The following is a 13,610-nucleotide window of genomic DNA, read 5'->3' as shown; positions in this document are numbered from 1 at the left end:
GTGGCGCGCCGTCAGCACTTCGGCTGGTTCTTCTCCCGCGGCTTCGGCCCGCAGGGATGGGGGCACCCCTACCGGGAGTGGAACCACGACTGGACGAAGCCCGGCCTCTACCAGCAGTCGGCCCGCGAGCTGGAGCAGGCCGGCTTCGAGCTGATCGTGATGGAGGACGCCGTCTCGCTCGGCTCCCCGGAGACGCTCGACCTGCGGGTGCGGGGAGCGTACGGCGGGCCGAAGCACGATCCGCTCCTCCTGGCGCCGTACCTGTTCGCGGCGACCGAGCGGATCGGGCTGGCGCCGACGATCAACGCCGGCATCACGCCCCCGTACCTCGCCGCCCGGCAGGCGGCGACGCTGCAGCACCTCAGCTCCGACCGCTTCGGGATCAACCTGGTCACCGACGTCGGCAGCGCCCGCCACGTGGGCCTGGAGCCGCTGTCGCACGACGCGGCCTACGACCGGGCCGACGAGTGGATGGCGGTCGTCCGCCGGCTCTGGCACAGCTGGGGGGAGGGCGCGCTGGTCGCCGACCCCGAGTCGGGCCGCTACGCCGACGGCACCCGGATCGACGCGTTCCGCCACCGCGGGGAGCACTTCCGCGTGGACGGACCCCTGAACGCCGTCCCCTTCGCGAACGGCGACCCGATCGTCGTCTCCCCAGGCGGCTCCCCCCGCGGCCTGGCCTTCGCCGGCACGCAGTCGGACGTGCAGCTCGCGCTCGCCCCTCTGGAGGCCCGGGCGGTGCGCGACTACCGGGCGCGCGTGCTCGCCGCGGCCGAGCAGCACGGGCGGACCGCGGACGACCTGCGCGTGCTCTTCGTCGTGAAGCCCGAGATCGTGTCGAGCCCGGAGGAGGCCACGCGCGTCGTCGAGGCGTCGCGCCACCCCGACGAGGACGCGCTGCGGCGGATCGCGCTCGGCTGGTCGAGCGACCTGGAGACCGACCTCACCGGGCTGGACCTGGACCTCCCCGTCCCGCGGTCGGTGTTCGGCGAGCACGTCTCGCACGGCACCATCGCCGGCCTCTACGGCGGCACGGAGGACGCTCCGCTGCGGGAGCTGCTCACCAGGAAGGCGCGCAAGGGCCGCGTCGCCGAGCGCGCCGGCTTCGTCGGCACCGCGGAGGAGTTCGCCGACTTCGTCGAGGAGCTCGGCGACGACGGCGGCAGCGACGGGCTCCTCCTCTCCGGGGACCTGCACCCGGTCACCCTGCACCGGATGCTCGACGACCTCGTCCCCGTGCTGCGCCGCCGCGGGATCCTCCGCGACGAGCTCGCTCCCGGCGGGACCCGCGCCAACCTCTTCGGGACGTAGGGGACCCGCCCCCGCCCCTGTCCCTCCTACCGATCGGCCGATCATGACGAACGAACCCGCCTTCAGCATCACCCTCACCCCCTTCGACGAGGACTACTCGCCGGCCCGGAGCTCCCGGATCACCACCAACTTCGCGAATCTGGCCCGCGGCGAGCGCCGCTGGGAGAACCTCCGGACCGCGCTGCGGATGATCGACGACCGGTTGAACGATCTCGTGCCGGGCGACGATCCGAGCCGCGGCCGCTACACGGTCGGGCTCGACATCGTCTCCGTCGGGCTGCGGCTCACCACGGACGGCGAGGACCGGGAGTTCCCCCTGCTGGAGGTCCTGCGCACCCGGATCCTCGACCGCCGCACCGGCCGATGTCAGCCGGGGACACTGGGGAACAATTTCTCCTCCTACCTCCGCGACCACGACTTCAGCGTGCGGCTGCCGGCGGTCAACGCCTCGCAGGCCGGCTTCACCGTCCCCGACGACTTCGGCGTCCTGCACGGCGCGCTCTTCCAGCACTTCCAGGACTCCGCGCAGTACGCGGAGCTCTCGTCGACGCCGCCCGTCATCTGCATCAGCGTCTCGACGAGCAGGACCTACCGGCGCACCGGGACCCTCCATCCGATCCTCGGCGTCGAGTACCGGCAGGACGAGCTCTCGCTGACCGACCGGTACTTCGCGGAGATGGGCCTCGGGGTCCGCTTCTTCATGCCGCCCGGCAGCACGGCGCCGCTCGCGTTCTACTGCGGCGGCGACCTGCTGGAGGACTACTCGGACCTCCAGCTCATCGCCACGATCAGCACGATGGAGACGTTCCAGAGGATCTACCGGCCCGAGATCTACGGCGCGCGCTCGGCCGCCGCCGACGTCTACCGGCCGGACCTGGAGCAGCAGGACTACGTGCGGCCCGCGGTCTCCTACGACCGCGAGGAGCGCGGCCGGCTCGCGGTCGAGCAGGGGCGGTTCGCGGAGGAGCACCTCATGAAGCCGCACGGGGAGCGGCTGCGGCAGTGGGCCGCCGGGTACGCGGGAGCGGTCCGATGAGCGCCCGCGGATCCTCGACGTCCCTCCCGCTCCTGCCCACCTCGATCGCCGGCAGCCTGCCGAAGCCGTCGTGGCTCGCGCAGCCGGAGACCCTGTGGTCCCCGTGGCGGCTGACCGGCGACGCCCTGGCCGAGGGCAAGCAGGACGCCCTGCGCGCCGCCGTCCACGAGCAGCACCACCGGGGCCTGGACATCGTCAGCGACGGGGAGCAGACCCGCCAGCACTTCGTCACGACGTTCATCGAGCACCTCACCGGCGTCGACTTCGAGCGGCGCGAGACGGTGCGCATCCGCGACCGGTACGACGCGAGCGTGCCGACCGTCGTCGGCGCCGTGGGCCTCGAGAGGCCCGTGTTCGCCGACGACGCCCGGTTCCTGCGCGAGCAGACCGATCAGCCCATCAAGTGGGCGCTGCCCGGCCCGATGACGATGATCGACACCCTCTCCGACCGGCACTACGGTAGCCGCGAGAAGCTGGCGTGGGAGTTCGCGACCATCCTCAACGAGGAGGCGCGAGCTCTCCAGGACGCCGGAGTCGACATCGTCCAGTTCGACGAGCCCGCCTTCACCGTCTTCTTCGACGAGGTGCACGACTGGGGTGTGGCCGCGCTGGAGAGGGCGGCGGAGGGACTCCGCATCGAGACCGCGGTGCACATCTGCTACGGCTACGGGATCAAGGCGAACACCGACTGGAAGGCGACCCTCGGGTCGGAGTGGCGGCAGTACGAGGAGTCGTTGCCGCTCCTCCAGCAGTCCTCGCTCGACATCGTCTCGCTGGAGAGCCACCACTCCCACGTGCCGATGGAGCTGATCGAGCTCGTCCGTGGCAAGAAGGTCATGCTCGGAGCGATCGACGTGGCGAGCGGGACCGTCGAGACGCCCGAGGAGGTCGCCGACACCCTGCGCCGCGCCCTCCGGTTCGTCGACGCGGATCTGCTCCTCCCGAGCACGAACTGCGGCATGGCACCGCTGCCCCGCGACCTCGCCTGGGGGAAGCTCAGCGCGCTGAGCGCGGGAGCAGCGATCGTCCGCGAGGAGCTCGCGCCCTGACCGGCCTCCGGGGAGACGGGTCGCGGCCGGCCCGTCTCCCCGGAGGTCCCGCCCGCCTCACCCCTCCGCTCGCGCCTCCTGCGCCGCGATGTCCTTCATCGCCAGGTCCGCCCGGCGGAACTGGTCCGTCTCCGGAAGCGCGAGGTGCAGTCCGGCGACGGTCGTGAGCGAGACCGTCACCTCGGCCACGGTCACGTCGAGGACGTGCCCGCCCTTCTCGCGGGCGTCGTCGACGTAGTGCAGGTGGTACCCGGGGACCGACACGGCCTGCTCGAACTGCGGAGTGCGGAAGCCCGCGATCGTGCCGCGGGTGTCGGCGATGCCGGTGACGCTCTGGTGGGCGGTCGCCTCGATCAGGGGCGGGTACGGCTCCGTCTGCTCGCCGACGGTCCGGGTGCGGACCTCGGTGAACCGGCCGTCGATCCGCAGGGCGACGGGGATGTTCCCGCCGTCGACCGCGTCGTCGATCAGCCGGGTGAGTCCGGCGAGACCGGTCGGCTCCTCGACCGTGAACGTCGTGGTCGCGTGGAAGGGCAGCACGGCGGCGAAGGGCGTCCGGTCGTCGCCGTCCGCGACCTGGACGGAGCCGTCGCTGCGCAGGTGGTAGCAGACGCCGTCGACGATCACCATCTCGCCGTCCAGGTGGTTGAAGGTGCCCAGCCCGAGATCGCCGTGGGTGAGCAGCTCGCCGATCGTCAGGTCCCCGTCGTAGACCCCGGCCAGCAGGGCGGCCATGGTCGAGCTCTGGTAGATCGCGTAGTCGTCGGTCGAGTCGACCGTGTGCGTGCTCATTCGAAGGCGTCCTCGACCAGGTGGGCGGCGATGTCGACGTTGCGGCTGTAGTCCACCGCGACGTCGATGATCGAGACGCCCGGCTCGGCGAGGGAGGCGCGGAAGGCCTCCTCGAACTCGGCGAGGCCGCTCACCCGCCTGCCCGTGGCGCCGAACGCCGCGGCGAACTTCTCGATGTCGTAGTCGCCGAGCTGGACCCCGGACTTGCGGCCGTACTTCAGCAGCTGCTGGAAGCCGACCATGTCGTAGGTGTCGTCCCGCATGATCACGTGCGTGAACGAGAGGCCGAGCCGCGTCGCCGTCTCGATCTCCGTCGCGGAGAACAGGAACCCTCCGTCACCCGAGACGGAGACCACCGGGGTCCCGGGGCGCAGGAGGCTCGCCGCCATGCCCCACGGGAAGGAGACGCCGAGGGTCTGCTGCCCGTTCGAGAAGAGCAGGTGCTTGGGCTCGTACACGCGGAAGTGCCGGGCCATGAAGATGTAGTTCGAGCCGATGTCGCAGGCCACGGTGGCGTCGTCCGAGAGCAGGTCGCGCATCAGGAGCACGAGGCGGGCGGGATCGACGGTCCCGGGAGCCGCCTCGGCCGTCCGCGCCGCGTCGTCGATCCGCTCCAGCTCGCTCCGGTGCCGGGCGACCCGGTCGGCCGCGTCCTCGTCGAGCTGCAGGCCGGAGACGAGCGGCGTGAGGGCCGCGACGGTCTGCGCGAGGTCGCCCTTCAGCTCCAGCGCGGGCAGGTAGTGGTTGTCCAGCGGGGCGTCGACGGAGTCGATGTGGACGATCCGGCGGTCGACGTCGCTGTTCCAGATCACCGGGTCGTACTCGACGGCGTCGTAGCCGATCGCGACGACGAGATCGGACTCGGCGAGGGCGAGGTCGGCGGGCTGGTTCTTGAACAGGCCGACGCGGCCGAGGTAGTGGTCCTCGAGCTCGCGGGAGACGAGGCCGGCCGCCTGGAACGTCTCGATCACCGGCAGCTCCGTCTCGCTGATCAGGACCCGCAGTGCCGCGACGGTCGCCGGCTCCGACGCGCGGAGTCCCACGAGGAGGACGGGCCGCTCCGCGGTGTTGATCAGGTCGGCGGCGTGGGTGAGGTCCTCGGCGCGCGCCGGACCGCTCGTCGGCCCCGTGGCCGCCCGGGTGATGACCTGCGAGGTCGGCGCGGCCATCACGCTGGCCGAGAGGACGACCGCCGCGGCGCCTCGGGGCTCGGTGACGGCGGCGCGGAAGGCGTTGCTGACCGCCTCCGAGACGTCGTCCGGATCCGTCGACTCGACCGTGTACTTCGTCACGGTGGAGAGGAAGGCGGCCGCATCCATCGACTGGTGCGTGCGCTTGAGGCGGTCGGAGAGCTGCACGGCCCCGGCGAGCGCGACGACCGGGTCCTGCTCCGTGTTGGCCGTGAGCAGGCCGGTGGCGAGGTTGGTCGTGCCGGGGCCGGAGGTCACGAGGACGACCCCCGGGCTGCCCGTCAGCCGTCCCACCGCGGCGGCCATGAAGGCGGCGTTCTGCTCGTGCCGGCAGACGATCAGCTCCGGCCCCTCGTCGGCGAGGACGTCGAAGACCGCATCGATCTTCGCTCCCGGGATCCCGAAGACGTACTTCACGCCGTTGGCGGTCAGGGTCTCGATCACCCGCCGTGCACTGCGCGTCTCGACGTTCGGCTGCTCCATGGTCCGCTCCGCTCTCTCCTCGGTTGTACCGACGAGCGTAGGAACGGGGGCACCCGGAGCGACCCGGTCAGATGACTCGTTCCCACCGGTGCATCTCCGGCGGCGTACCGATCGCAGTGACGGAGCGCTCGGCCGGGACACGCTCGGCTCCCCCGCCGACGGTCTGCTCCGAGAGTCGTCCGACGCTCGCCGCGACGTCCCCGGTCGTGATGGACTTGCCCGCATGATGATCTCTCCGCGCGAGTCCGCGCACGACACGAAGGCAGGCGTCTGATGGCCGAGGAGCGCGCGATCCTCGCGGGCGGATGCTTCTGGGGGCTCCAGGAGCTCATCCGCGACATGCCGGGCGTCTTCAGCACCCGCGCCGGGTACGCCGGCGGCAGCACGCCGAACGCGACCTACCGCCACCACGGCGACCACGCGGAGGCGGTCGAGATCGAGTTCGATCCCGAGCAGCTCTCCTACCGCGACCTGCTCGAGTTCTTCTTCCAGGTGCACGACCCGACGACGAAGAACCGTCAGGGCAACGACATCGGCACGGCCTACCGCTCCGTGATCCTCTTCCTCTCGCCTGAGCAGGAGAGGGTCGCGCGCCAGACGATCGCCGAGATCGACGCGTCGGGCCGCTGGCCCGGACCGGTCGTCACCGAGGTCGAGCCCGCCGGCGAGTTCTGGGACGCCGAGGAGGAGCACCAGGACTACCTGCGCAAGCACCCCGGCGGCTACACCTGCCACTGGGTCCGGCCGAAGTGGGCGCTCGACGCCTGATCCCGGTCACGCGGGACGCGGGGCCCCGGGCTCCGCTCCCGCGGGCACGGCTCGCGCGCGGTGCGCGAAGAGCAGCACGACGGCGAGCGCCGAGAGCACGAGGGCCGGCGTCGGGGCCCAGTCCGGAGCGAGCGTCACGGTCGCCGCTCCGACGACGGCCCCGACCGCGAGGCTCGCGACGATGAGCGCCTGGAGGGTCCTCGACCCGGACGAGCGCTCGGCGAGCTCCTGCATCAGGCTCGTGAGCGTGCCCGTGACGAACGTGGTCGTCAGGCCGGCGGCGCCGGAGATCCGCTTCGCGAGCACGGTCTGCAGCCCCAGCGCCGCCGCGCTGGTCGCGATGAACGCGCAGTCCACGAGCAGCGACGTGCCGCCCTGCACCGTCGGCCAGGCGACCGCGACGGCGAGCTGCAGGACGACCCCCACGAGTGCGATCGCGCGGAGCGGACGTCTCCCGTCGCCGGTCGACGGCGTGCGCGCCCGGGTCGTGCGGAACCCGGCGTAGACCGCTCCGGCGAAGAAGACGATCGCCGTGACCGCTCCGGCCGCGGTCGTCAGCCAGGCGGAGCGGGGGTACAGCCCCAGCAGCACCAGGTTGCCCGTCATGTTCGCGGTGAAGATACCGCCGAGCAGGAGGAACGCGAACGCGTCGGTCGCGCCCGAGGCGATCGCCAGCAGCACCAGGGCGAGCCTGAGGCGCGCGGGCCCGGTCACCGCCGTCACGCGAGGCCCTCAGCCATGGAGCTGCCGCCAGGTGACGATCTGCTCTCCGCGGAGCTCGTAGCTCCCGAAGCAGCGGAGCCAGTGGCCCTCCCCCGTGTCCGAGCGGAGATGCAGGGCGTGCTCGGTGAGGACGACGCTGCCGGCCACGGCGATCGTGACGAGGGCGATCCGGATCTCGGTGAACGCCCGATGGACCTCGTCACACATCTCGAGGACCCGCGCCCGCCCCGCGATCTCCTGCGAGCTCGACGCGCTGTAGACGACCTCCGGATGCAGGAACGGGATGAGCTGGCGGCTGTCGCGAGCGCTCCACACCTCGAGGAAGTCGCGCACGACCAGCTCGTTCTCGATCATCGCGACGCCCCGCACCGATGCGTCCTGCCAGCTCTCGGCCATGGGTCCTCCCGCTGTCCCCGCACCGACACTCGTCGATGGCGACGAGCCTGCCCGAGAGCGCCCCGGGCGCCTACGCGTCGGATGACCCGATCTCCCCGCCGGCGGGCTCACCGCGCGTGGGCCGTCGCCAGCTCGCCCCAGTGCGTCGTCGCCCGGAGCGAGAGGGCGTCGCGCTTCATCGTCCACACCGGCCCCATGCGGATGCCTGCCAGCCCGAGGCCGACCGCGGACCGGCCGTGGCGCTTGGTCACGGCGTCGATGGTGGCGCCGAGGCCCTTCGTGTCGAAGGCGGTGTCGAAGATCTCGAGCAGCGCGTGGGAGTTCCGGGGCGACAGGTTCGTGAGGATGACGCCGGCCCGCACGTAGCGCGCGCCCTCCCGCAGCCGCGGGCGCAGGGTGCCGATCGCGGCCCTCACCATCGCCACCGGGTCGTCCGTGGGGACGGGGAAGCCGGCCAGGCCGCCGGCGGACTCGTAGGGCGCGTCCGCGAACGGCGACGTCGACGCGAACACGCTCATCGTCCTGGTGACCGACTCCTGCGCGCGGAGGCGGTGGGCGGCGCGCTGCGCGTAGACGGAGAGCACCTGCTCCATGTCCGCGATCGTCGTCACGGGAGTGGCGAACGACCGGGAGAAGATCAGCTGGTCGCGGACGGTGCGAGCGGCCTCGAGGGGGATGCAGTCGACGCCGCGCAGCTCGTAGACGGAGCGCTGCAGGACGACCGAGAACTTCTTGCGGATCAGCGCGGGGTCCGCGTCGCGGAGGTCGCGGACGGTGTGGATGGACAGCTCCGCGAGGCGCTTCCCTGTGCGGCCGGCGACTCCCCACAGCTCGGTGACGTGCTGCGAGGCCATGAGCGCGTCGAGCTGCTCGGGCGTGTACCAGTCGGTGTCGCAGACGCCCCCCAGGCGCGGGTGCTTCTTCGCTCCGCCCTTGTTGACGAACTTCGCGAGAGTCTTGCTCGGCCCGAATCCGACGCAGACGGGCAGGCCGACGTTCTTCGCGACGGCCGCCCGCATCGCCCGGCCGATCTTCGCCCGCTCCGCCACGTCGCCGTCGACGCCGAGGAAGGACTCGTCGATCGAGTACACCTCCTGCCAGGCGGAGTAGCGGCCCAGCAGCTCCATCACGCGCGCGGACAGCTCGCCGTACAGCTCGTAGTTGCTCGATCGGGCGATCACCTCCGGGAGGCGACCGGAGCGGATGAGCGGCTCGATCTGGAACCAGGGCGTGCCGTTCTCGATCCCGAGCCTCTTCACCTCGTCGGAGCGGGCGACCACGCAGCCGTCGTTGTTAGAGAGGACGACGACCGGCCGGCCCGCGAGCCTCGGATCGAACAGCCGCTCGCAGGAGACGTAGAACGAGTTCACGTCGACCAGGGCGATGCGCCGCTCAGAGCGCACGGTGCAGCCGGTGGAGGCAGACGGTGACGACGCCCCACACCTGGAGGTCGCTCAGCTCGGCGACGTGGATCGGCGGGTACTCCGGGTTCTCGGCCCGCAGCACCACTCCCCCGGGGTGCAGCTCGAGGCGCTTCACGGTCAGCTCGCCGTCGAGGATCGCGATGACCACGCTCCCGTGCGTCGGCGTGATCGACCGGTCGACCACGAGCTCGTCGCCGTCGCTGATGCCCGCGCCGACCATGCTCTCGCCCGAGACGCGGACGATGAACGTCGACGTCCTGTCGCGGATCAGGTGGTCGTTGAGGTCGAGGGACCCGTCGAAGTAGTCCTGCGCCGGCGACGGGAATCCCGCCGCCACGGCCTCGCTGGTGACGAGGAAGGTGACGGCGACGGCGTCCGAGGCCGGAGTCGCGATGCGCTCCACGACGGTCACGCCCATGGTCGGCTCCCTCCTCATCGCATCGAACGTGTGTTCGAACGCGTCCGAGTGTAGGTCGGGGGCACCGACATTCGGGAGGCGCTCGGCGCCGTCCTCGACCGCTCGCGGGGACGATCACCGGGGACGCCGCTGGGCGCCCGGAGGAGTGGCGCGTCGGCCGACGCGAGCCCAGCCTCCCTGGAGCCTTCTCCGGCACGATCCGACCTCATCCCCTCGGAAGGAGCTCCTCTCATGCGCGCATCCCGTCCTCTTCCCGGCGACCCCTGGCCGTCGGAGATGGTCATCACGGTCGAGGACAACCCCGCGGCGCTGCTCGAGCTCCTCTGGATCCGCGAAGCGTGGGGCTTCACTCCGGCGGGCGACGGGCCGCCGCCGCTCGAGCGGTCCCCGGAACGGGTCGGGTCGGCGGAGCCCGGCGCCGACGAGCAGCGCGCCTGGCCTCAGCTGTGGCAGGACTGCGTCGAGCATCTGGCGGTCGAGACCGGCCCGCTCCTCCGGCAGCTCTCCAGCGCCGCCGACGGATCCCCCGAGCGCGCACGCCTCCTCGACCTCGCGCGCGGCCCCGGCTGGCGGGAGCGCTTCGGCGACGACTCCCTCGGAGCGCCTTTCCGCGCCTGGCACGACGAGCTGCGGTCCGCCCGGATGGACGCACGGGACGTCCCTCTGGACGCCGCCCCCGAGCGGCGCTGCCTCGGCTCCCTCGTCCCCGCCTGGGAGGCCGGACTGACGACGGTGGTCACCCTCCCCTGCCGCGGCGAGTACACGCGCGCCGTCTCCGGCTCGGTGCTCCTCCTGACCGACAGCGACCACCGGGACCCGGACCGCTACGCGGCCGCGCTCCGCCGGTTCGCCGACGGCTCTCGGGAGTGACGGGGCACGGATCTCCGGATCGGATGAACGCTCGCGCGCTCCGGACGGTATCCCCTTCCGAGCCGCCGATCTCCGGCGACCGCAAGTCTCGAGGAGTGCACGATGACCAGGAACATCAGAGTCGGTATCGCAGCTGTCGCCGTCGCGGGCGTGATGGCGGTGGCACCCGTGCTCGCCGGTGCGAGCAGCGTCGCTCCCGCCGCGGCGACCAGCGACTCCAGCAGCGCGTCGGACAGGAACCTGATCAACGCGGTCCGCTCCGTGGCGGCGAAGCTGCGGGTCGTCGGACTCTCCGACGGCGGCACGAAGCTCGTGCAGTTCAACCCGACGAAGCCCGGCAAGGTCACGAACCGCGTCGCCGTCAGCGGCCTGACCGGCGGCGACACCGCGCTCATCGGCATCGACTACCGGGTCCAGGACGGCGCCCTCTACGGCGTCGGCGACAACGCGGCGAGCGCCGGCGTCTACTCCATCAACCCGTCCACCGGCGTGGCCACTCAGGTGACCCGTCTCACCGTGGCGCTGAGCGGCACCTCCTTCGGCGTCGACTTCAACCCCGCCGCGAACGCGCTCCGCGTGGTCAGCGACACGGGCCAGAACCTCCGTCAGCCGTTCGCCACCGCGGGCGCCGCGACGGTCGCCGACGGCACGCTCAGCTACGCCGCGCCCGCCGTGGCCACCGGTGTCGCCGGGGCCGCGTACACGAACAACGACCTCGACGCGAACAGCGCGACCACCCTGTTCGTCCTCGACACGGCCCTCGACCAGATCGCGATCCAGTCCCCGGCCAACGCCGGCACCCTGGCGCCGACCGGGAAGCTCGGCCTCGACGCAGCGGGTGCGACCGGCTTCGACATCTACTCCGTCCTCCGCAACGGCAGCTCCATCGGCTCGGTCGGCCTCGCCGCCGTCAACGGGTCGCTCTACGAGATCGGACTGCTGAACGGAACGGCGACTCCGCTCGGCGCCATCGGCGCGAACGTCACGGACATCGCCGTCCCGCTCGTCCAGCGCTGACCCGATAGGCTCCCGGCGACCGCGCCCCTGCCGACCGACGCTCCCGGTGAGCGCCGGTCGGCAGGACGCCGGTCGGCAGGACGCTCCGGCGGGCCGCCGGGGCCGAGAGCCCTCGTCGGAAAGTTCACTCAGCTATGCATCACCGTTCACCCACCGACGGGGCGATCCGGAGTGAGATGAGCGTGCCCCTTTCCGGGGTCTCACCTCTCAAGGAGTCCACGACGTGACACGACTGTTCCGCTCCGCGAACCGCGGACGCTCCGCTCTGGCCCTCTCGGCCGCTGCTCTGGTCTGCGCCGCCGCACTGGCCGCACCCGGCGCCGCCACTGCTGTCGGTGCCGCCGACCTCTCCGCCACCGGCGGAGCCGCCCGCATCTCCCCGGTCGACGCCGACCTCTCCGACTCGCTGCGCGCAGCGGTGAAGGAGCAGGACGCGAAGAACGTCATCCTCCTCATCGGGGACGGCATGGGCGATTCGGAGATCACCGTCGCCCGCAACTACCAGTACGGAGCGGCCGGCCGCTTCCCCGGGATCGACGCCCTGCCGATCACCGGCCAGTACACGACCTACTCGCTCTACCGCGCGGACGACCCGGCGACGGGCGCCGTCAAGGGCGCCCCGGACTACGTGCCCGACTCCGCCGCCACCGGCAGCGCCTGGGCCACCGGCACCAAGACCTACGACAACGCCATCTCGGTCGACATCGACCAGCAGCGCAAGGACACCCTCCTCGAGATCGCGAAGGCGAACGGCCTGAAGACCGGCAACGTCACCACCGCCGAGATCCAGGACGCCACCCCGGCCGTGCAGGCCGCCCACGTCGACGCCCGCAGCTGCTACGGACCCGACAGCGCGAGCTGCGGCGACGACGCGCTGGAGAACGGCGGACTCGGCTCGATCAGCGAGCAGATCCTCGACACCCGCGCCGACCTGACCCTCGGCGGAGGGTCGGCCAGCTTCGCGCAGGTCGCGCGCGCCGGCGACTGGAGCGGCGAGCCGCTGTTCCAGCAGGCCGCGGAGCGCGGCTTCCAGGTGCTCGGAGACGCCACGACTCCCGCCACCGCCGCGCAGCTCGACGCGCTGACCGTCGCCGACCAGGACGCGCCCGTGCTCGGACTGTTCAACGCCGGCAACCTGCCCGTCCGCTACGCGCCCACTCCGGCAACGGTCGGCGGAGCGGACGCCGCCCCGCAGACCTGCGTCGCGAACCCCGCCCGTCCGGCCGAGCAGCCCACGCTCCGCTCCATGACCGAGAAGGCGATCGACCTCCTCGACACCGGCGACAAGGGCTTCTTCCTCCAGGTGGAGGGCGCCAGCATCGACAAGCAGGACCACGCCGCGAACGCGTGCGGCCAGATCGGCGAGACCGTCGACCTCGACGAGGCCGTCCAGGCCGCGCTCGCGTTCGCCGAGGCGGACGGGAACACCCTCGTCATCGTCACCGCCGACCACGCCCACTCCAGCCAGATCGTCGACTCGACCCCGCCGACCTCGCTCAGCACCGCGCTGAAGACCGCCGACGGCAGCACCATGAAGGTGTCGTACGGCACGGCCGCCGAGGGCGGATCGCAGCAGCACACCGGAACGCAGCTGCGCATCGCCGCCTACGGGCCGGGCGCGGCGAACGTCGCCGGGCTCACCGACCAGACCGACACGTTCTTCACCATCACGAACGCGCTCGGAGTGGACCGCGACATCCGCTCGATGAGCTTCGGAGCCACCGCCGAGCTCTCCGGCTCGTCGTTCACCCCCGGAGCCGACGTCACCCTCACCGCGAAGGGCTTCAACGGGGACACGCAGCTGATCGGCTCCGCGCCCCTCTTCACGGACCGCACCGCGACCCGCGACCTCGCCGGCGGCGGCCTCACCGTCACGGCGAAGGCGCCCACCACGCCCGGCGACTACAGCGTCACGGTGACCGGCGACCAGACCGGCAAGGCGATCACCCTGCCGTTCACCGTCACCGAGCGCCCGAAGTCGAGCACCCCCATCACCGACAAGGTCAAGGACCTCGGCGGGAAGCTGATCGACAAGATCCGCCAGCACTGAGCACTCGTCGGCCCGGCTCCTCTGGAGGAGCGCGGGCCGACGGAGTCGCGGGAAGGGCCGTCCCTCGGGGCGGCCCTTCCTCG

General features: G+C 71.9%; 13 protein-coding genes. 7 read left to right on the top strand and 6 right to left on the bottom strand.

Translation table 11 applies throughout. The features are described from left to right. From C5C54_RS11490 to C5C54_RS11480, 3 genes are read left to right on the top strand one after another with little or no spacing between them, the layout of a single operon-like run. Positions 1–1,311, top strand: coding sequence for an LLM class flavin-dependent oxidoreductase (locus tag C5C54_RS11490; protein ID WP_104288391.1), 1,311 nt, complete (start codon positions 1–3; stop codon positions 1,309–1,311). Between the two features lie 43 nt (positions 1,312–1,354). After that, a complete protein-coding gene (locus tag C5C54_RS11485; RefSeq protein ID WP_104288390.1) occupies positions 1,355–2,347 on the top strand; it encodes a putative oxygenase MesX in 993 nt (330 codons plus the stop codon). Beyond that, the gene (locus C5C54_RS11480) at positions 2,344–3,396 is read left to right on the top strand and encodes a methionine synthase (protein WP_104226544.1); all 1,053 of its coding nucleotides are present in this window, start codon (positions 2,344–2,346) and stop codon (positions 3,394–3,396) included. Before C5C54_RS11485 ends, C5C54_RS11480 begins: the two co-directional genes overlap by 4 nt. A 57-nt stretch (positions 3,397–3,453) precedes the next feature. Here C5C54_RS11480 and budA read toward each other — a convergent pair whose 3' ends face one another. After that, positions 3,454–4,188 carry an acetolactate decarboxylase gene (gene budA, locus C5C54_RS11475; RefSeq protein ID WP_104260760.1) on the bottom strand — a complete coding sequence of 245 codons (735 nt, stop codon included), beginning with the start codon at positions 4,186–4,188 and terminating at the stop codon, positions 3,454–3,456. Further along, entirely contained in the window at positions 4,185–5,861 is a 1,677-nt protein-coding gene (alsS, locus tag C5C54_RS11470; protein ID WP_104260759.1) for an acetolactate synthase AlsS, read from the bottom strand. The genes budA and alsS overlap by 4 nt, the downstream gene beginning before the upstream one ends. Before the next feature lie 273 nt (positions 5,862–6,134). Here alsS and msrA point away from each other — a divergent pair, with 273 nt between their 5' ends. Further along, on the top strand, positions 6,135–6,629 hold the full coding sequence (gene msrA, locus C5C54_RS11465; RefSeq protein ID WP_104288389.1) for a peptide-methionine (S)-S-oxide reductase MsrA: 495 nt from the start codon (positions 6,135–6,137) through the stop codon (positions 6,627–6,629). Between the two features lie 6 nt (positions 6,630–6,635). On the opposite strand, the gene C5C54_RS11460 is transcribed toward msrA, so the two are convergent. From C5C54_RS11460 to C5C54_RS11445, 4 genes are all read right to left on the bottom strand, one after another. Beyond that, positions 6,636–7,352 carry a YoaK family protein gene (locus C5C54_RS11460; RefSeq protein ID WP_104288388.1) on the bottom strand — a complete coding sequence of 239 codons (717 nt, stop codon included), beginning with the start codon at positions 7,350–7,352 and terminating at the stop codon, positions 6,636–6,638. Between the two features lie 9 nt (positions 7,353–7,361). Further along, on the bottom strand, positions 7,362–7,748 hold the full coding sequence (locus C5C54_RS11455; protein ID WP_104247117.1) for a nuclear transport factor 2 family protein: 387 nt from the start codon (positions 7,746–7,748) through the stop codon (positions 7,362–7,364). A 107-nt stretch (positions 7,749–7,855) separates the two neighbouring features. Beyond that, positions 7,856–9,151, bottom strand: coding sequence for a Y-family DNA polymerase (locus C5C54_RS11450; protein ID WP_104288387.1), 1,296 nt, complete (start codon positions 9,149–9,151; stop codon positions 7,856–7,858). Then, positions 9,141–9,590 carry a LexA family transcriptional regulator gene (locus C5C54_RS11445; RefSeq protein ID WP_104238880.1) on the bottom strand — a complete coding sequence of 150 codons (450 nt, stop codon included), beginning with the start codon at positions 9,588–9,590 and terminating at the stop codon, positions 9,141–9,143. Before C5C54_RS11445 ends, C5C54_RS11450 begins: the two co-directional genes overlap by 11 nt. Before the next feature lie 231 nt (positions 9,591–9,821). Between C5C54_RS11445 and C5C54_RS11440 the strand changes: the two genes are divergently transcribed. From C5C54_RS11440 to phoA, 3 genes are all read left to right on the top strand, one after another. Continuing rightward, complete coding sequence (locus C5C54_RS11440) at positions 9,822–10,460, top strand: hypothetical protein (protein ID WP_104288386.1); 639 nt, start codon at positions 9,822–9,824, stop codon at positions 10,458–10,460. Positions 10,461–10,562: 102 nt separating this feature from the next. Beyond that, positions 10,563–11,477, top strand: a complete 915-nt coding sequence (locus tag C5C54_RS11435; protein ID WP_219812191.1) for a DUF4394 domain-containing protein — start codon at positions 10,563–10,565, stop codon at positions 11,475–11,477. Between the two features lie 223 nt (positions 11,478–11,700). Next, a complete protein-coding gene (gene phoA, locus C5C54_RS11430; RefSeq protein ID WP_258063299.1) occupies positions 11,701–13,527 on the top strand; it encodes an alkaline phosphatase in 1,827 nt (608 codons plus the stop codon). Positions 13,528–13,610: the final 83 nt, after the last annotated feature.

It is taken from the genome of Rathayibacter sp. AY1F2 (genome assembly GCF_002930885.1).
Classification (GTDB): Bacteria; Actinomycetota; Actinomycetes; order Actinomycetales; family Microbacteriaceae; genus Rathayibacter.
Note: the sequence above shows the minus strand (reverse complement) of the source record. Positions and strands in the feature narration are given on the sequence as shown.

Coding starts and splice junctions, on each gene's coding strand:
- C5C54_RS11485 (WP_104288390.1), top strand. CDS start 1,355: ATGACGAACGAACCCGCCTTCAGCATCACCCTCACCCCCTTCGACGAG.
- C5C54_RS11480 (WP_104226544.1), top strand. CDS start 2,344: ATGAGCGCCCGCGGATCCTCGACGTCCCTCCCGCTCCTGCCCACCTCG.
- budA (WP_104260760.1), bottom strand. CDS start 4,188: ATGAGCACGCACACGGTCGACTCGACCGACGACTACGCGATCTACCAG.
- alsS (WP_104260759.1), bottom strand. CDS start 5,861: ATGGAGCAGCCGAACGTCGAGACGCGCAGTGCACGGCGGGTGATCGAG.
- msrA (WP_104288389.1), top strand. CDS start 6,135: ATGGCCGAGGAGCGCGCGATCCTCGCGGGCGGATGCTTCTGGGGGCTC.
- C5C54_RS11455 (WP_104247117.1), bottom strand. CDS start 7,748: ATGGCCGAGAGCTGGCAGGACGCATCGGTGCGGGGCGTCGCGATGATC.
- C5C54_RS11445 (WP_104238880.1), bottom strand. CDS start 9,590: ATGGGCGTGACCGTCGTGGAGCGCATCGCGACTCCGGCCTCGGACGCC.
- C5C54_RS11440 (WP_104288386.1), top strand. CDS start 9,822: ATGCGCGCATCCCGTCCTCTTCCCGGCGACCCCTGGCCGTCGGAGATG.
- C5C54_RS11435 (WP_219812191.1), top strand. CDS start 10,563: ATGACCAGGAACATCAGAGTCGGTATCGCAGCTGTCGCCGTCGCGGGC.